Source organism: Oceanisphaera profunda (genome assembly GCF_002157895.1).
In the GTDB taxonomy this organism is placed as follows: domain Bacteria; phylum Pseudomonadota; class Gammaproteobacteria; order Enterobacterales; family Aeromonadaceae; genus Oceanimonas; species Oceanimonas profunda.
This window is the reverse complement of record NZ_CP021377.1, coordinates 291,084-309,105: the sequence shown is the minus strand read 5'-3', so window position 1 is coordinate 309,105 and position 18,022 is coordinate 291,084. Positions and strand designations below refer to the sequence as shown.

14 protein-coding genes and 1 tRNA gene are annotated in these 18,022 nt (G+C 49.0%); 8 read left to right on the top strand and 7 right to left on the bottom strand.

The features are described 5' to 3' along the window. Positions 1-55 precede the first annotated feature (55 nt). Together CBP31_RS01365 and speA are read left to right on the top strand one after the other, a co-directional pair. Positions 56-334, top strand: coding sequence for a SelT/SelW/SelH family protein (locus tag CBP31_RS01365; RefSeq protein WP_087034530.1), 279 nt, complete (start codon positions 56-58; stop codon positions 332-334). 373 nt (positions 335-707) lie between these two features. Further along, positions 708-2,612, top strand: coding sequence for a biosynthetic arginine decarboxylase (gene speA, locus CBP31_RS01360; protein WP_087034529.1), 1,905 nt, complete (start codon positions 708-710; stop codon positions 2,610-2,612). A gap of 436 nt (positions 2,613-3,048) precedes the next feature. On the opposite strand, the gene CBP31_RS01355 is transcribed toward speA, so the two are convergent. Then, entirely contained in the window at positions 3,049-3,213 is a 165-nt protein-coding gene (locus CBP31_RS01355) for a DUF2496 domain-containing protein (protein ID WP_087034528.1), read from the bottom strand. A gap of 363 nt (positions 3,214-3,576) precedes the next feature. Here CBP31_RS01355 and CBP31_RS01350 point away from each other — a divergent pair, with 363 nt between their 5' ends. Together CBP31_RS01350 and CBP31_RS01345 are read left to right on the top strand one after the other, a co-directional pair. Then, the gene (locus CBP31_RS01350; RefSeq protein WP_087034527.1) at positions 3,577-4,209 is read left to right on the top strand and encodes a TetR/AcrR family transcriptional regulator; all 633 of its coding nucleotides are present in this window, start codon (positions 3,577-3,579) and stop codon (positions 4,207-4,209) included. 127 nt (positions 4,210-4,336) lie between these two features. After that, positions 4,337-6,571 (top strand): acyl-CoA dehydrogenase, encoded by a 2,235-nt coding sequence (locus tag CBP31_RS01345; protein ID WP_087034526.1) that lies wholly within the window; start codon positions 4,337-4,339, stop codon positions 6,569-6,571. 325 nt (positions 6,572-6,896) lie between these two features. On the opposite strand, the gene pyk is transcribed toward CBP31_RS01345, so the two are convergent. Continuing rightward, entirely contained in the window at positions 6,897-8,336 is a 1,440-nt protein-coding gene (gene pyk, locus CBP31_RS01340) for a pyruvate kinase (protein WP_087034525.1), read from the bottom strand. 668 nt (positions 8,337-9,004) lie between these two features. Then, complete coding sequence (gene sodB / locus CBP31_RS01335; protein ID WP_087034524.1) at positions 9,005-9,586, bottom strand: superoxide dismutase [Fe]; 582 nt, start codon at positions 9,584-9,586, stop codon at positions 9,005-9,007. Positions 9,587-9,956: 370 nt separating this feature from the next. Between sodB and CBP31_RS01330 the strand changes: the two genes are divergently transcribed. Continuing rightward, on the top strand, positions 9,957-10,295 hold the full coding sequence (locus CBP31_RS01330; RefSeq protein WP_087034523.1) for a Grx4 family monothiol glutaredoxin: 339 nt from the start codon (positions 9,957-9,959) through the stop codon (positions 10,293-10,295). A 122-nt stretch (positions 10,296-10,417) separates the two neighbouring features. On the opposite strand, the gene CBP31_RS01325 is transcribed toward CBP31_RS01330, so the two are convergent. From CBP31_RS01325 to CBP31_RS01315, 3 genes are all read right to left on the bottom strand, one after another. Beyond that, entirely contained in the window at positions 10,418-10,747 is a 330-nt protein-coding gene (locus CBP31_RS01325; RefSeq protein ID WP_087034522.1) for a TusE/DsrC/DsvC family sulfur relay protein, read from the bottom strand. A gap of 65 nt (positions 10,748-10,812) precedes the next feature. Continuing rightward, positions 10,813-13,128, bottom strand: a complete 2,316-nt coding sequence (yccS, locus tag CBP31_RS01320) for a YccS family putative transporter (RefSeq protein ID WP_087034521.1) — start codon at positions 13,126-13,128, stop codon at positions 10,813-10,815. A 778-nt stretch (positions 13,129-13,906) separates the two neighbouring features. Beyond that, positions 13,907-14,566, bottom strand: coding sequence for a Bax inhibitor-1/YccA family protein (locus CBP31_RS01315; protein ID WP_087034520.1), 660 nt, complete (start codon positions 14,564-14,566; stop codon positions 13,907-13,909). A gap of 274 nt (positions 14,567-14,840) precedes the next feature. Here CBP31_RS01315 and CBP31_RS01310 point away from each other — a divergent pair. From CBP31_RS01310 to CBP31_RS01300, 3 genes are all read left to right on the top strand, one after another. Then, positions 14,841-14,931, top strand: a tRNA-Ser gene (locus CBP31_RS01310). Between the two features lie 99 nt (positions 14,932-15,030). After that, positions 15,031-15,750: a TIGR01621 family pseudouridine synthase gene (locus CBP31_RS01305; protein ID WP_087034519.1), complete on the top strand. Its 720-nt coding sequence runs from the start codon at positions 15,031-15,033 to the stop codon at positions 15,748-15,750. 96 nt (positions 15,751-15,846) lie between these two features. Beyond that, the gene (locus CBP31_RS01300; protein ID WP_087034518.1) at positions 15,847-16,551 is read left to right on the top strand and encodes an SDR family NAD(P)-dependent oxidoreductase; all 705 of its coding nucleotides are present in this window, start codon (positions 15,847-15,849) and stop codon (positions 16,549-16,551) included. A 673-nt stretch (positions 16,552-17,224) separates the two neighbouring features. Here CBP31_RS01300 and ribA read toward each other — a convergent pair. Then, complete coding sequence (gene ribA / locus CBP31_RS01295; RefSeq protein ID WP_087034517.1) at positions 17,225-17,818, bottom strand: GTP cyclohydrolase II; 594 nt, start codon at positions 17,816-17,818, stop codon at positions 17,225-17,227. Positions 17,819-18,022 lie beyond the last annotated feature (204 nt).

Here is an 18,022-nt window from a genome sequence, read left to right as displayed (position 1 = left end):
GTTAACCTTGAACTTACAGCGTCAAGGCGCAAGGCCGTTTTTAAAGGGAAACATCATGAAGCCAAGAGTTGAAATTCGTTATTGCTCTTTATGCCGTTGGCTATTGCGCTCGGCGTGGCTGGCGCAAGAAATTTTGTCGACCTTTACTGATGAAGTTGGTGAGGTGGCGTTAATACCCGGTGAAAAAGGCCAGTTTCAAATCTTAGTGGATGGCCAGCTGATTTGGTGTCGTGTGCTTGACGAAGGCTTTCCAGAAGCAAAAGAAATTAAGCAGCGACTGCGCGACCACATCGCTCCCCAGTTTGATTTAGGGCATAGCGAGCGCAAGTCTTAATCCGAGCCCCTTCGGGGAGCGAATTGTGGTAGAGGCCGCTTTAACCGGCCGATTTTGCAGAGTAAAATAGCTTTCAAAATAGATATATCAGCCGCTTTGGAAGTGAACAGCACACACCGCTCAATGCATGGCGGCTTTGCGCACCGGGCTGTAAAATCAGGTCATCAATAAGCGCATGACTGGTCAGCGTCCTTGGTGACCTGTAGACTTTAGTGCCTCTGTTTGCCGCATGGCTTTGAGTGGTGGGAATCCGGTACCACCTTGCGGCTGCTAAACGGAACGCTTGCTGTTGTTAAGCGTCACAATCTTATCGTGCCGGGTCGCTCCACGATCCGGTTCACTATACCCTGACCCAAAAAAGGGGACAAAGAATATGGCCGACTGGTCCGCAAATGACGCGCTAAAAGTGTACAACCTGCCTTATTGGGGCGATGGTTTCTTTCATCTTGATGAGCAAGGCCAGGTGGTGGTCACCCCTGATAAGTCTCGCCCGGATGCCAAAGTCGTGCTGGCCGATGTGATAGCTGAGCTCAAGGCTGAAGGTTACGCCACACCTGTGCTACTGCGCTTTCCCGATATTATTAAAAGCCGCATCGATGCGCTGTTTAATGCCTTTAATGCCGCCATTGCCGATTACGGTTATGAGGGCGATTACCTCACCGTATATCCAATTAAGGTTAACCAACAGCGCGGCGTGCTGGATGCGGTGACTAAGGCCTATAAAGATAAGCCGCGCCTAGGATTAGAAGCCGGCTCTAAGCCTGAGCTGTTGGCAGTACTGGCGCACAGTCATGAGACTGAGTCGGTGATTGTCTGTAATGGCTATAAAGACAGAGAATATATTCGCTTGGCGTTGCTCGGCACTAAAATGGGCCATCAGGTCTATATCGTGATCGAGAAATTATCTGAGCTGGCTATGGTTATTGAAGAAGCTAAGTGCATCGATGTGGAGCCTCGTTTGGGTGTGCGCGCGCGTTTAGCGTCACAAAGTGCCGGTAAGTGGCAGTCGAGCGGTGGTGAAAAGTCGAAGTTTGGCTTAAGTGCGGCCCATGTGCTGGGTTTAGTGAAGCAGCTGCGTGATGCAGATTGTTTGCATTGGCTGCAATTGTTGCACTTTCACTTAGGCTCACAAATCGCCAATATTCGTGATATTCAAAAAGGCGTGCGCGAATGCGGCCGCTTTTACGGTGAATTGCGTCGCTTAAACGTGCCCATCAATATCGTGGATGTGGGCGGTGGCTTGGGCGTGGACTATGAAGGTACGCGTTCACAAAGCTCCTGCTCAGCGAACTACAGTATGCGCGAATATGCCAACAACGTGGTGTGGGGCATTGGCGATGTGTGTCGTGAATATGACTTGCCTCATCCGTTGATCATCAGTGAGTCTGGGCGCGCCATTACCGCGCACCATGCGGTGTTAATCTCGGATGTGATCAGTATAGAGTCCGCCAAGCCGCAAACGCCTAAGGCGCCGGATGCGGATGCGGCCATGCTGTTGCATAATATTTGGGAAACCTGGGAAGGCTTGTGTCGAGTCGATCCACCTTTGCTGGAAATTTATCACGATACAGTGGCTGAGCTTGCGGATGTGCATCAGCAGTACAATATGGGCCTGATCACGCTAGAAGACAGAGCGTGGGCCGAAGAGATGCACCTAAATATTTGCCTTGGCATTAAGACGGAGCTGAGCCCTGCGAACCGTTCACATCGTCCGATTATTGATGAGCTGAATGAAAAGCTCGCCGATAAATGTTTCGTGAACTTCTCTTTGTTTCAATCTTTGCCGGATGCCTGGGGTATTGATCAAACATTCCCTGTGTTGCCGCTCGATGGCTTAGACAGAGAGCCGACGCGCCGTGTGGTAGTGTTAGATATCACTTGTGATTCAGACGGTGCTATCGATCAATATGTAGATGGCCAAGGCGTAGAAACCACGCTGCCGATGCCAGAGTTTGTGCCGGGTCAGCCGCAATATTTAGGCTTTTTCTTAGTGGGTGCCTATCAAGAAATATTAGGCGATATGCATAACTTATTTGGTGATACCCACAGCGCAGAAGTGTCCGTGGATGCCAATGGCAAGACCATCATCAGTGATGTGAAAGCCGGCAGTACCGTGGCTGATATGCTGCGCTACGTGGACATAGACCCTTCTGTGATCACCGCCCGTTACGAAACCTTGCTAAGCCAGCCGCATCTGGATGAAGAAACACGCACCATGATGCTAGCTGAACTCACCGCCGGTCTTGAAGGTTATACCTACCTTGAAGAAGATCGCTAGCCTAAGTGCTGTAAAGCGTGAAGAGTGAGGTGTTAAACACCACTTTATGCGTTAGGTTCTAAATTAAACACCGCTTCTAATGGAGCGGTGTTTTTTTATGTCTGGTGCTAAGTAAGCGCCCTTCGGGAGTGGTAATACCATCCTAAGTCAAACAATGATCACTTTCAGTTCTAGAGCCAGAGCTATTTTTGCCACGGGAACAGATCGGAACTCACGGACGTAGTTCATAAGCGACAGGAGCCTAAGATATTGATGGTAAGAGCTCGCTTTAGTCTTTAGGTTATAAACAAAAAAGCGAGATACTGGGGCAAGCCCGATGACAGCAAAGTGAAAGGCACGGCGTGTTGGTTAGCCCTATGCCGTCATCCTGACGCACGTCAGGATCTCGCTTTGGATGTTAGAGGTTGAAACCGGTGAAGGGTGAAGCGTAAAGGTGCTAGCTCCCCCCTTCACTTGGTTTAGTCGCCAACTTACGCTCAAAATCAGCGGTCACTATGCGTAACGCTTTTAGTGCCAGCTCTGGTGCCACTTGATTAACTTCTAATAATTCAATTAAGTCTACGGCCAGCGTGATTTCTGCCGGTGCCTCATTCAAGCCCATTGTTCTTTCCCATTTTAAATAGCCTGCAGTGTAAGGGATAAAGAGTGGAGCGGACAAGGGAGCACTGGCTGTGGATTGATGTATATTTTTTGGCTGTTCGGTGTGCTGTAGTCTCTGCTGTTCACTCTTCAACTTTCACTGTTGTCTCTTGAATTTTAAGCAAAAAAAGGCCCAGCTGAGCTGGGCGAAGACTTTAGTACTTAATTACAGTGGCATTACATTGGAGGGAGTAATAGAGAAAAGGTTCCCGCCTTCACACAATTAATCTTAACTTTCTCTCAATAAGGCACAAAACGGCTTTTCACTTGACAGTAATGGGTGTTGAAACGTAAATTTTAAACAGACGTTTAATACGAGGTGCTTGTGGCAAAACTTGAAACCAAACAAAAAATCCTAAACACCGCCGAGCTGCTGTTTGCCGAGCTGGGATTTAACGACACGTCGTTGCGCCAAATTACCAGTACGGCAGGGGTAAATTTGGCGTCGGTTAATTATCATTTCGGCTCAAAAAAAGATTTGATCAAAGCCGTGATGAATCGCTACTTAGCGCTGTTTATGCCCAAGGTAGATGCTGAGTTGAGTCAGCTGTTAAGTCAGCCGACGCTAACCTTACCGCAAGTATTTGAGTGTTTTGTGGCGCCCTTGTTGAGCTTGAGCAGTGTGAGACGCCAAGGGCCCGAGCTGTTCTTACAGCTGCTAGGCCGCGGTTATATTGATAACCAAGGTTTCTTGCGCTGGTTTATCGTCAATCATTATGGCGAAGTCTTGGCGCACTTTACCCAGGCTATTCAAAAGGCCGCGCCTCACCTCTCTAAAGCTGAGGTTTTTTGGCGACTGCATTTTACCTTGGGCACAGTGGTCTTCACCATGGCCTCGAGTGAAGCGCTGCGCGACATTGCTAAAAACGATTTTAATGAAGAGATAGACGTAGAAGGGCTGGTGCGCCGATTGATCCCGTATCTGGCCAGTGGCGTTGGCACCGAAGCTCTGGTTTAGTAGATACATTGCCTAGTAGATAACTTTTTTAGTTGCCAAATTACCTAGCAGCCAAATTATATAACTGACTGTCTGACCTAATTGAATGCCCAATTGCATAATCCGAGTGGGCAATAAGGAGTGGAACATGAGTTTACGTAAGAAGTGGATCAGTGGCCCGGCCTTTGCCACCTTCAAAAAAATCTTACCGCCGCTGTCAGTGACGGAGCAAGAAGCCATGGAAGCGGGCTCGGTATGGTGGGACGGTCAGTTATTTAGTGGTAAGCCGAATTGGTCTCAGTTGTTGGCTTATGGCCCCTCGCGCTTAAGTGATGAAGAACAGCACTTTCTCGATAATGAGGTGGCCACTCTGCTTGGCATGCTTGATGACCATAAAATTGTTAATGAGGATCGCGAGTTACCTGAAGCGGTATGGGATTACATTAAACACCACGGCTTCTTCTCGCTGATTATCCCTAAAGAATACGGCGGCCGTGATTTTTCCGCCTATGCCAACTCCACCATAGTGGCGCGCATTGCCTCGCGCAGTGTGAGTGCTGCCGTGACTGTGATGGTCCCTAACTCGTTGGGCCCCGGTGAGTTATTGATGCACTACGGTACTCAGGCGCAAAAAGACCGCTGGCTGCCGGGCTTGGCCAAGGGCGAAGAAGTGCCCTGTTTTGCCCTAACCGGACCTGAAGCGGGCTCAGATGCAGGCGCGATTCCTGACTCAGGCGTGGTATGTAAAGGCGAGTTTGACGGCCAAGAAGTGGTTGGTGTGCGCCTTAATTGGGATAAACGCTACATAACGCTGGCGCCCAGAGCCACGGTATTAGGCTTGGCATTTAAGTTATTTGATCCCGATAATCTACTTAGCGATAACTCAGCACCGGGCATTACTTGTGCGCTGATCCCCACCAGTCATGCCGGCGTGGAGCTTGGCGACCGCCATTTCCCCATGGGCCTGGCCTTTTTAAACGGCACCACCCACGGTAAAGATGTGTTTATTCCGTTGGATTGGATCATTGGCGGCCCTGAGTTTGCCGGCCGAGGTTGGCGCATGTTGGTGGAGTGTTTATCCGCAGGACGCGGTATCTCTTTGCCGGCACTGGGCACCGCCAGTGGTCATTTATCGGTACTCAGTACCAGTGCTTATGCCTATGTGCGCAAGCAATTTGGGCTTTCTATTGGCAAATTCGAAGGGGTACAAGAAGCGCTGGGCAGCATTGGCGGGCTAACGTATCAGTTAGAAGCCACGCGCCGCCTCACGGCTAAAGCGTTAGATTTAAAAGAAAGTCCGGCCATTATCACCGCCATCTCTAAGTACCATATGACAGAAATGGCGCGCACCGTGCTCGATCACGCCATGGACGTGCACGCGGGAAAAGGCATTCAAATGGGGCCTAAAAACTACTTGGCGCACAACTACATGGGCATTCCGGTGGCCATTACCGTGGAAGGCGCCAATATTTTAACCCGTAACTTGATGATTTTTGGACAAGGGGCTACCCGTTGTCACCCTTATGTGCTGCAAGAGCTACAAGCGGCAGCCAACCCAGACTCGCAAGCGGGCTTGGATGAGTTCGACAAGTTATTGTTCAAGCATATTGGTTTTGCCATGGGTAACGTGTTTGGGGCATTAGGGCAGGGCTTAACCGGCGGGCGCTTAAATCGCTCACCGGTAACAGGTGCGACGGCAGTTTACTATCGTCAGCTGTCGCGCATGAGTAAGGCTTTGGCTTTGTGTGCGGATATGTCGATGCTGATCTTGGGCGGAGACCTCAAGCGTAAAGAGATGATCTCGGCGCGCTTGGGGGATGTGTTAAGTCATTTGTATTTAGGCAGTGCCACTTTGAAGTTTTTTGAAGACAATGGCCGCCCCAGTGACGAGTTGCCCTTCGTGCATTATGCGCTTAGTCGTAATTTACATTTGATCGGCGAAGCGTTAGACGGCTTCTTTGATAACTTCCCTAATCGGGTGGTGGCCGGCACACTTAAAGTCTTAATTTTCCCGTTTGGTAATCATTATAAAAAGCCGCTGGACAGGCACGCGCAAGCCATTAGCGAGCTGTTAATGACACCGAACTCCAGTGTTCGCCAGCGCTTAACCTCGCTTTGCTACGTGCCTGATGGTGATACGCCTGGGCTCGGTGAAGTAGAAGCGGCATTTTTAGCCATGGTGGGCGTACAAGATCTTGAGAAAAAATTGCGTACCGCCCAAAAAGCCGGCACTTTGGCCCGCAAGTTACCCTTTGACGCCTTACTGGCCCAAGCGAAAGAGCACAATCTTATTGATGATGCCGATATTGCACGCTTGCAGCACGCAGACGCACTGCGCCAAGTCGCCATCGCCGTAGACAGCTTTAAGCCGGGGGAGTTGTAAACTGATTGTGAGGGGGGAAGCGAGAGGAGAAAGGTGTAAGGCGTTAATTTTAGCGAACCGTTTTACGCTGTGCGTTAAAGACTCAGAACGAGATCCTGACGTGCGTCAGGAAGACGGCTTAGAGATAAACGCAGAGCATCAAGCTAAACAAGGTCAGGTTCGGGGTTTCATTTTTTGTAGGCGAACACTTGTTCTCGCATTACGCCGAAGGCGTAAATCACGTTGAAAACAGATGAAGCACACGAATAAGTTTTCTAGCACGATCAAAAAAGCCGCTCTATATAGAGCGGCTTTTTTCTAACTATGATTCGCTTAAAGGTTAAGCTTACTCAACAGTCAGAATTTTACAGGTGTTGGTGCTACCAATCACTTCCATGGTATCGCCATGAGTCAGCAATACTAAGTCACCGCTGTTCACGTAACCGGCTTTCTTCAAGGTGGCCAGCGCTTCACGGCTCACTTGGGCGTTGTTTAACTCGGTGTCGTGACGGAAGTACACAGGTGTTACGCCGCGATACATGCTGCTCCACGCCAGTGTCTTCTCTTCGCCAGACATAGAGAAAATTGGCAAACCTGAACTGATGCGTGACAGCAACAGCGGAGTGGTACCTGAATGAGTTAAGGCAACAATCGCTTTAACACCTTGCAAGTGGTTAGCCGCATACATGGTAGACATAGCAATCGTTTCTTCAACCGAGGTGAACGTGAAGTTCATGCGGTGATTAGAAACGTTGATGCTTGGGTGCTTCTCAGCGCCTAAACATACTTCAGCCATGGCTTTAACGGTTTCAATTGGGAAGTCACCGGCTGCAGTTTCAGCAGACAACATTACCGCATCGGTACCATCCAGTACTGCGTTAGCCACGTCCATAACTTCGGCACGGGTTGGCAGCGGCGCTGAAATCATAGATTCCATCATCTGAGTTGCAGTAATCACTACGCGGTTTAAGCGACGTGAAGCACGGATCAATTTCTTCTGTACGCCAACCAGCTCAGAGTCACCAATTTCCACACCCAGGTCACCACGAGCAACCATCACTACGTCTGATGCTAAGATCACATCTTCCATGGCTGCATCAGAAGCAACGGCTTCAGCGCGCTCAACTTTAGCGACCATTTTAGCGTTACTGCCGGCGGCGCGAGCCAATTCACGGGCAATGCGCATGTCTTCGCCAGTACGTGGGAAAGACACGGCTAAGTAATCTACGCCGATTTTTGCCGCGGTAATGATGTCTTCACGGTCTTTATCGGTCAGAGCAGGAGCAGATAACCCGCCGCCTTTCTTGTTGATGCCTTTGTTGTTAGACAAGGGGCCAGCAACGGTCACGACCGTGAATACTTTGTTGCCTTCTACGCTGTCAACGCGCAATTGTACGCGGCCATCGTCCAGCAATAACACGTCGTCAATTTTAACGTCGCGTGGCAGGTCTTTATAATCGATACCAACTTGAGTCTCGTCGCCTAAGCCTAAGCCCAGATCTGCGTCCAAGATAAACTTGTCGCCCAGATTTAAGTGGATTTTTTTATCTTTAAAAGTAGAAACGCGGATCTTAGGGCCTTGCAAGTCACCCAGAATTGCCACGTGTACGCCCAGACGCTTGGCGATTTCACGTACTTGATTAGCGCGGTTCATATGATCTTCGGCGGTGCCGTGAGAAAAGTTCATACGCACCACGTTGGCGCCGGCTTTAATAATGCCTTCGAGATTATTGTCGCGATCAGTGGCCGGACCCAGGGTAGTAACTATCTTGGTACGTCTTAACATAAGAGACTCCAGTGTAGAGGTAGATCACATAAAGAAGAGAAGTGGCGGTCGCGTTTAAAACGCGCATAATTTAATACGCCAATATAAAGCGGCTTCGTTATCAATGAGCAACTCAATGCCATGGCGTTAGCCTTGGTTTGAGATAGGTCCTTTGCTTTGCTCACGATTAAATGCAGCATCCTTGGTTTATAAATTGTTATCGATAATAGCGTAAGGGAATTGAAAAGTGTAGACCGCGTCACACAAATGATTGTTTTTGTGCGACTGTTTGATCGAAATCAAGGCTAAGAGTTAAAAATCGGCTATTTATTATCCTTTTTGTAACTTTTTAAGCGCGGTCAGCTAAACGCGGGTCCACACCCCTATAAAAATCAGACTCAGTACAGCAATAACCAACAACAAGGTCAACCTCGGCAGGAGAGTCGCTGCGCGTTTGTTTAATTATTAGTCCAGCTTTAGCTGCATTGTAGCGACAGTTACGGAGCACGTTACGGCGATAGCTACAGAGAAAGATACGGTCGCAGTTAAGGTTAGCCCGGGTGTTAATGAGGCTCAGGCCGACACGTTTTCTACAGGCGGGGTGATAAAACCGCTGAATAAGATTAAGGCGAGGCTGTGTAACAGGCATAAAAAAACCCCGGCAAGCCGGGGTTTTTTACGCTGAAAATTTACTTGGCGAAGTTTTCTGCCGCAAATTCCCAGTTAACCAAAGACCAGAAGGCCTTTACATAGTCAGGACGCACGTTGCGGTAGTCGATGTAGTAGGCATGTTCCCACACATCACAGGTCAGCAACGGAGTTGCATCGCCAGTCAGCGGGCAACCGGCGTTAGAAGTGTTAGCGATAGCCACGGTACCGTCGGCATTCTTCACTAACCACGTCCAGCCTGAACCGAAGTTAGTCACGCAAGATTTGGTGAACTCTTCTTTGAAGGCATCAAATGAACCGAACGCAGCTTTGATGGCGTCAGCCAACGCACCGGTAGGCTCGCCGCCACCGTTTGGCGCCAAGCAATGCCAATAGAAGGTGTGGTTCCAGATTTGTGCTGCGTTGTTGAAGATACCGCCAGCAGAAGTTTTGATGATCTCTTCCAGAGACTTACCTTCAAACTCAGTACCAGGTACTAAGTTGTTCAGGTTAACAACGTAAGAGTTGTGGTGCTTACCGTAGTGATACTCCAGAGTTTCCTCAGAAATATGTGGCAGCAGGGCGTTTTTTGCGTACGGCAGGGCGGGAAGTTCAAATGCCATTATTATATTCTCCATTTTTTGATGGTGCCAACCTTCAGGTTGGTCTCGACATTGCTACTTGCTTTTATCCGGCGGGCACGACCAACAACAAGAATAGCCGTACACCGCTAATTTGCTTCAGCCATTGTAGCAGCTAGCTAGACGGCTAAACAACTATACCTTTTGTAAGGGTAAGGTATTGTCGCTACAGGAGTATTTTTTACTCAGCAATCTAGGTCTAACGGCCAGTGAGTTGTGAGTGCTGGGCCGATTTTATGCGTGCGCACTTGTGACCGGTGCGGGATAACGTAGAATAGGCAGTTGAATTGTCATTTTGATGACTTGCCGTTTTTAATAGGTTGCTAACAAGTAGCCGTCTGCTGAGGTGTGCATGGAAACAATTGAGAAAATCAAAACCCAAATCAGTGAGAACCCGATTCTGCTTTATATGAAAGGCTCACCTAAGTTCCCCAGCTGTGGTTTTTCCGCTCAAGCGTCACAAGCGCTGATGAATTGTGGCGAACCCTTTGCGTTTGTGGATATTTTGCAAAACCCTGAGATCCGTGCCGAACTGCCTAAATACGCCGATTGGCCGACCTTCCCACAGTTGTGGGTTGACGGTGAGCTGGTAGGCGGTTGCGACATCATCATGGAAATGTTCCAGCAGGGCGAACTTAAGCCCCTGATCGCCGAAACTGCTGCTAAATATCCAAAGCCAGAGCAAGCCTAAAGGCAGCGCCAAGCGCCCGGCGCCGAGCACCAAGCAATACTAAGAGCGATATATCGAACAAGCTCGGTATTAGGGGGTGTTTGTTTCGCTGGGCCCTTGGTGCTGGGCGCCCGGCGCTGTAGTTAAAGACACTTTGCAGGCTTAGGCAAGCCGGCCAGTTTAGTTGCTTGCTTGGCTGGGCCTTTGGGAAATAAGCGAAATAAATACCGACTGTTGCCTTTATCAGCCCCTAGCTCGTTGGCCATGGCTTTCACCAGCGCACGCATGGCGGGTGAGGTGTTGTACTTAAGATAAAAATCCCGCACAAACTGCACCACTTCCCAGTGCTCACTACTTAACGTTATGCCTTCTTGCTCGGCTAATAAGGGCACCATTTCGGGTTGCCACTCTTGATGCTGCTTAAGGTAGCCTTGGGCGTCGGTTTCTATAGTACGACCTGCAAATTCAAACATCTTCTTTCCTTCAAACCCGCTTATGTCCGGGGCAATATTCTGCTCGGCGTTATATTCGTATCATATTACCTAACTCTGGCATCGGGCGCAGCTGTGTCGGAATGCGTGTGCGGAAAACTCTCTGCCAGCTGATACAAATCATCAACTAATTCACCAATGTGGGTGAGCAGCTGTTGGCTGACGCATTGCCATTCTTGTTGTGCGGTTGCTGGCGTATTAGCACAGACTGACGTCGACCTGGATGCTGCCGAGCTTTCAGAACTTTCACCACTCACGGTATTTAAGGGTAAGGGCAGGGGGACATTACAGCGCAATGCGCGGGCCGAGGCATGTAATTGTTGCACTAAATAGTGAATTTGTTGTTCTTGAACGGCTAATAACTGCATATTTTGGCTGCGGTGCGCGCCCAAGGCGGATAAATACGACAGCAGCGCATGATTGCGGTAGGCAATATCAAAGCACACATTGAGCCAGTATTTTGCCACCGGCTCAACGCGAATATGCTGCCAGGCTAACGCCAGTTGATTGTCGGCAAGGTGCGCGTGTTTACGGGGTAATCGATAGTCGAGGTGGTCTACACGGCCCTCGCTAAACTGCTTGGCAATGGCGGCTAAATAGTCAGCATTAGCGTCCATGGCCTCGGCCATGAGGCGGGGCAAATGGCGCTGCTGCCAGTCTGGCCAAATACACCACACCGCCACAAAGGCCAGCGCACAGCCCAGCAGTGTGTCAAATAATCTCGGCTGCCAAACAAGCTGGCTGGCGCCGCCTTGTAAGTTAAAGGCCAGTAATACAAATAGGGTAACAAAGCCCACCGCCCAGCTGTAATGCACCTTGGTTTGAGTGAAAAACACAAAAGCGCACAGTAATAAAATAACGACTTGCGCGCCAACACTGGGAAATACGGCCAATAACGGCACCGCCACCAGTATGCCGCCTAGGGTGCCCAAGGTGCGCTGTACCAACCGTTGACGGGTAGCACTAAAGCTGGGCTGGCAGACAAAAAGAATGGTTAATAATATCCAATAACCGCGTGCTAGCTCAAAATAACTGATCACCCCATAACCCAAGGCAAAGCAGGCGCACAAGCGAATACAGTGACGAAATAATAATGCGTCTGGGTGTAATAGCGCCTTGAGTTTGGGCCAGAAGGCTTGGCGCGGCACTTGTGCCAGCTCTACGGGCGGCTCGCTTAGCGGTTGCTCGTCCAACTGAGGGGCATGCAACGGTCGATCATTCAGCTGTTGAGCTCTCAGCTGTTGAGCTCTCAGCTGTTGATCCCTCGATAAGGGCTGAGGCTGAGTGAGGGCTTCGCCGCGCAGCAAAGCTTGATGCAGATGGCCGATGTTGCGGCCTAAATATCGCATTGAGCTGACTAATGAGGGGGAGTAATGCTGCTGAAGATGGCGATAATCAATCTGATTTTGTAAGGCGCTTAGCTCCCAGCTGATGCGCTTACTGTGCTGGTAGCGGTTATGACTTAAAATTGCCTGCCCCAAGGTGGCACAAGACTGGCCAAGCTCAGTTAGTAGCACTTGATAGCCCTGTAATACGGGGTCTTGATGCAAGTCTTGATTTAATTGCTGATAAGAATAATGGCTAGAAGCTGCGCGTTCATGCATATCTTGCACTAATAAATACAAGGCTAATAAGCGATGAAGCTCAAGATCTGTGTTGGCCCCTTTAAGGCGCCGATTAAGCATGCGTTTAGTGTGCTCCAGCGCGCTGACTAAGCCGATGTTTATTTGTGCTAATTGATGGCGTAACGCCTGATGCTGCTCTTGTGGGCTATCGAAGAAGTGGGATTTTTCGACTAAATAACGCGATAAAGAGAAGTAGCACTGGGCCAATTGCTCGTGTACTTGCTTGTAAGGCCAAAATACCAAGATTAACCAAGACAATAAGCCGTACCAAGCCGCGCCCAACGTTAATAACAGCGGTTGATACCAAAAAGAGGGGCTATCTGCATGACCTTGCATGGCATACAAAGACACCAGCAAAATGCCAAAACCTAAGGTGCCCTTGGTATGGCCCCACGCGGCCATTAGCATCAATACCAAAGTACCTAATACTAGTAATGGGCCAAATGCCCAAGGGTAGGGGATCAGCAGCGTGACCAAAGTTATGGCGATAAAAAAGCAGCACAGGCTGACCAACAAATGCAGCAGTCGGCCTTTAGGATTTTGATCCACCTCACTTAAGGCGCCAGCCATCACACCCAGCACCAGCGTCACCGCAGCTGTAGTTCGATCTACGCTTAAGCCGACCAACAAAATACTGGCCATGGCCAACAACACTTTCAGGGCCAAAAAGACGTGGCTGTTCGTGACGAATGATTTAAGTCCGCGTATTAAGGCAGATCGAGAGGGAACGCTAGGCATCTTTTGGTGCAACCCTTATGGTCAAACGTGGTGTGAAAAATGCTCTTAGAGCTAACAAAAAATAGCAGTCACCTTTGATAATACGTTAGTTATCAATCATAAACAGTGATGTGCCTTACGCGTTATACCAATCTGTAAAACTAACTGTTCAGATTTATATGTCTTCAGGAGGGTCGATTTCAATCGACCAAAAACCATAGCAGGGCCTAAAGAGGTCGAATACGCTATGCAGCCATAGCAACCCTACGTCTTTGGTAGGTTGGTATTTACATTTTTTTGTGCTGTTACTCGGGTAAATATTAGCTATTAAAAGCTGCCCTTTGCGCCTCCAGCGCTCAATTTTAAAACAGATCACATTCTTACTTAGATTGGTATTACGCCATAAATAGAAGATGTAATACCATTCTAAGTAAAATAATGATCACTTATAGTTCTAGATCCAGAACCAATCTTGCAACGGAAGAACACAGAACCCACGGAACAATTAAGATGGGATAAGATCGACAAGTGACAGGGAGCAAGAGCTTATTTATTGTAAGAACCCGCTTATTGTAAGGAGGGGGGGGGTAGCTCTTACCTATTAAAGCCTTTTATCTTAGTTTTAGCTTTGTCAGATTTGAGCACTATTTTTCCGTGTTCTTCCGTGGGTTCCGTTGCGAAAAGGTTTTGATCAGTTAGTTTTCCAGATTGGTATAAACCTTAATCAGGATGGGACACTCCCATAAAAAAAGCCCCTTGCGGGGCTTTGTCGTTAGCTTACTCTTCGCCAGATAACGGCTTAGTCACGGCTGAGACCGATCAGGCTCAGCAAGCTTAAGAAGATATTAAAGATGGACACATACAAGGTCACGGTGGCCGAGATGTAGTTGCGCTCACCGCCATGAATAATGGCGCTGGTCTGCATCAAGATGGCACCGGATGAGAACAGAATAAACAGCGCACTCAAGGCTTGGCTTAAGGCGGGTAGCTGAAAGAAGATATTAGCCACTATCCCTACCAGCAATACCACAAAGCCCGCCATCATCATGCCGCCTAAGAAAGACATGTCTTTCTTAGTGGTTAATACATAGGCGGACAAAGATAAGAAGGTGAGCGCGGTGCCACCTAAGGCTAACATCACAGTTTCAGTGCCATTGGCTGTGCTGAGGTAGTGATTGATTATGGGGCCTATGGTGTAACCGGTAAACGCGGTAAAGGCGAAAATAAATAATAAGCCTAAGCTGCTATCACGGTTCTTTTCGGTTAAAAACATCAGGCCGTAAAAGCCGACCAGCGTAATAATCAGTCCTGGACGGGGCAGAGCGAGCATGGCACTGATACCGGCCGATAAAGAGGCGACTACTAGCGTCATGCCGAGCAACATGTAAGTGTTACGTAGTACCTTGTTAGTGGCCAGTTCACTGGTTTGAGTGTGGGGTATCGAATTTTGGTAGCGCATAAAAGCTCCTTAAGCTCTAACTCACTTATCGGTATGGTTAGCAGTGTAGACCTAATCTACGGCTGTTAAACAAAACCCATACTTTATAAAAAGACATGAAAATATATAGTCCTATTTGGACATAAGATGAGTGGGTTGTCGAGCCTTCTATATAAAGGTTTAACATGGTATTGGCTAGGTACGCAGCAATTTGCATGCTTTATGCGCACTTACTAATAAATTGTGATTTAGTGGTTTACAAGCGCCGTCTGCTTTGAGTAATATGCACGGCGTCGGAGGGGTGGCAGAGTGGTTGAATGCACCGGTCTTGAAAACCGGCATGGGTTTATAGCCCATCCAGGGTTCAAATCCCTGCTCCTCCGCCATACAACTTAAAAGCCCGCTGCGTTAACACGCAGCGGGCTTTTTGCATTAACGGGTTTTTGAATGTGCTAGATTCAATCAGCCCTTTGAGAGATATAGCCATGGATATACTGCTCAGTACACCGGATTATGTGGTGATCAATAAGCCCGCCGGCATTGGCATGCACCAAGAGGCGGACGAGCCCGGTATAGTGCGCTTGCTGAGCGAGCAATTGGGCGAGGCTGTGTATCCTGTGCATCGCCTAGATAAAGTCACCACTGGCGTGTTATTGCTGGCGCGCCACTCCCAAGCCAATCGGGAGCTCAGCGTGCAGTTTGCCGAGCGTAAGGTTGGCAAGTGTTACCTAGCGCTCTCTGCGAGTAAGCCCAGTAAAAAGCAGGGCTTGATAAAAGGTGACATGGAAAAAGCCCGCGGCGGCAGCTGGAAGCTCAGTCGTAGCCTGCTTAATCCGGCCATTACTCGTTTTCATAGCTGCTTGCTTAGTGATGACGTGCTAACAGGCGCCGCTTTAATTCATCCTCTGCGTGGTTTCTTATTACAACCCCTTACAGGTAAGACTCATCAGCTGCGCGTGGCACTTAAAAGCCAAGCCAGTCCGATATTAGGCGATGCTCGCTACGGCGGCATCGCCTCTGACCGTGTTTATTTACATGCTTGGCAGTTACGTTTTAGTTATCAAGGTGAGCAAGTCTGCGTACGTGCCCCTTTAAACGCTGGCGAGCATTTTGTACGCCACGGCGCACAACTAAGCCAATGGGCAGAAAGTTTGCTTGATACGCCCAGCCCTAACAGCACTCCCAGCCCTACGATTGCCGCCTAATACTGCTCGCCAGCTTTAATCTCAGAGAAATAGCCGCTCGCTCAGTCTATGTTTATTGATGGGCTTACTTATATAGTTATGCGAGGAGAGTAGGGCATGCAGTACTGGATAATGGGGGCGGGTGGTATTGGGAGTGCGCTAACCGAAGCGCTAGCGGCGCGGGGCGATGATGTGCTGCTGCTTAGCCGCACGCGCCCTGAGTTATCGGATTTGGCTTGGGCACAAACAAAGTGGCACGCGGTGGATAATACCGACGCCAGCGCCTTGGCTGAGATCTGTCATCAATATCCTTTGCCCGATACGGTGATCAATACCTTAGGCATGCTGCAGCATGCAGACCAAACGCCGGAAAAACGCCTCGAACAAATGACTGAAACCGCATTCAATAATAGCCTGCACATTAATACTTGGCCGACGCTGGCTATGGCGCAATACCTTGCCACGCGTTTAACCCGCACCCATGCGCTGCACTTTGCTGCCTTATCAGCACGGGTAGGCAGCATCAGTGATAATCGTGCTGGCGGCTGGTATAGCTATCGCATCAGTAAGGCGGCGCTGAATATGGCCATTAAAACCATCAGCATCGAGTGGCAACGTCGTTTCCCTGCAGCTTATATAGTGGGATTGCATCCGGGTACGGTCGCCACCGAGTTGTCTGCTCCGTTCAGAGCAGGCTTGAGCGAGGGGCAATTGCACACACCTTTGCAGGCGGCTGCGCATTTGCTGCAGGTGCTGGATAATTTAACCCCAGAGCAATCTGGGCGCATATGGGCCTGGGATGGCCAAGAAGTGCTGCCTTAAACAGTTCGCCATGGCGAATAAAGATTAAAGAGTTTTTGCCACGGAAGAACACGGAACGCACGGAAAAATAGAGATAAGAGCGCAAAAGTTTTGAGCGGTGAGCGTAAGGCAATATCGACCTCAGTCGCGATCCTGGCCAAAACTTAATCGGCACGGTTTGATGTCGACCTTAAATTTTTCGACTCAGGCCGCCAAATATCGGGGTGGGCTATAACTCTAATATATGTCCAAGGCCGAGTTCACGATACCTGATTACCCACAAAGCTCAGCTATGTTTCAGTAAATTCAGCATCAATGAATTCAATAGGTTACAGAGAGGTGCCGCATCTTCGGCAAGAATATGAGGCTCAGTTTGGTATTTTGACCTTGTAGGGGCCCGTCTCTTCGGCGAAGAGGACTTCGGCCCGGTCTGGTGTTTTGGTTTAAATCTAAATCTCAGTAACACCCAGCAGAGCTGGCCTTCCGAAGTCCTCTTTATTAAAGAGACGGGGCAGCTACGAAGAACAAACCGAAACAGGGTGCATTATGGCTGAGGTTCATACGTAATCAGGTAACGATATAACTTTCAAAAAAGGCGCAACACCCAAAACTGTGGGTGTTGCGCCTTTTTTAACTTAAGGTCGTTATTGCCTAATGACTAACTTAATCAGGCTTAACGCTTAACGGCGAACCATTAGTCTTTAAACATGTGACCTAGCTTGCCTGCTTTAGTGTCTAAATAGTGTTCATTAAAGGGGTTACGACCTTCTTCTAATGGCACGCGCTCGGTAACCTCAATGCCAAAGCTTTCCAGCGCGGTGACTTTGCGCGGATTATTGGTCATTAATTGCATCTGTTTAACACCTAAATCGTGCAGCATGTCGGCACAAATGGTGTAGTCACGCATATCTGCGTCAAAGCCAAGCTCAACGTTGGCTTCTACCGTATCTTTACCTTGGTCTTGCAGGTTATAAGCACTGATTTTATTGAGCAAGCCAATACCGCGGCCTTCTTGGCGTACATATAGCAGTACACCACGGCCTTCTTTAGCAATGCGCTCCATGGCAGCTTGCAGCTGAAAGCCACAGTCGCAACGCAGGCTAAACAGCGCATCACCGGTTAAGCATTCTGAATGAATGCGACCCAATACCGGCAGGTTGTCGTCTAGGGTGCCCATGACGAGGGCGGCATGATCTTTACCTGTGCCTTTTTCTTCAAAACCGATCAGGGTAAAGGTGCCCCAGCGGGTCGGCAGCTTTGAGTTTGCCATCCGGGTAACACTGCTCATGGCGTTCCTCTTTAGTTATTAAGATGAAGTTAGTTATCAAGTAACAAAAAAATGGCGTTCATTGTAAAGCGGAAGTGCAGGCAGGTATAGGCGCAATGTAGAGCAAGTGCTTGAGCGTATAGATTTTGTGCGGTGAAAAAATGGTAATTGCTGCATTTTAACTATCTATTTAGGTATACTGCCGCCCATATAGCACCAGATTAA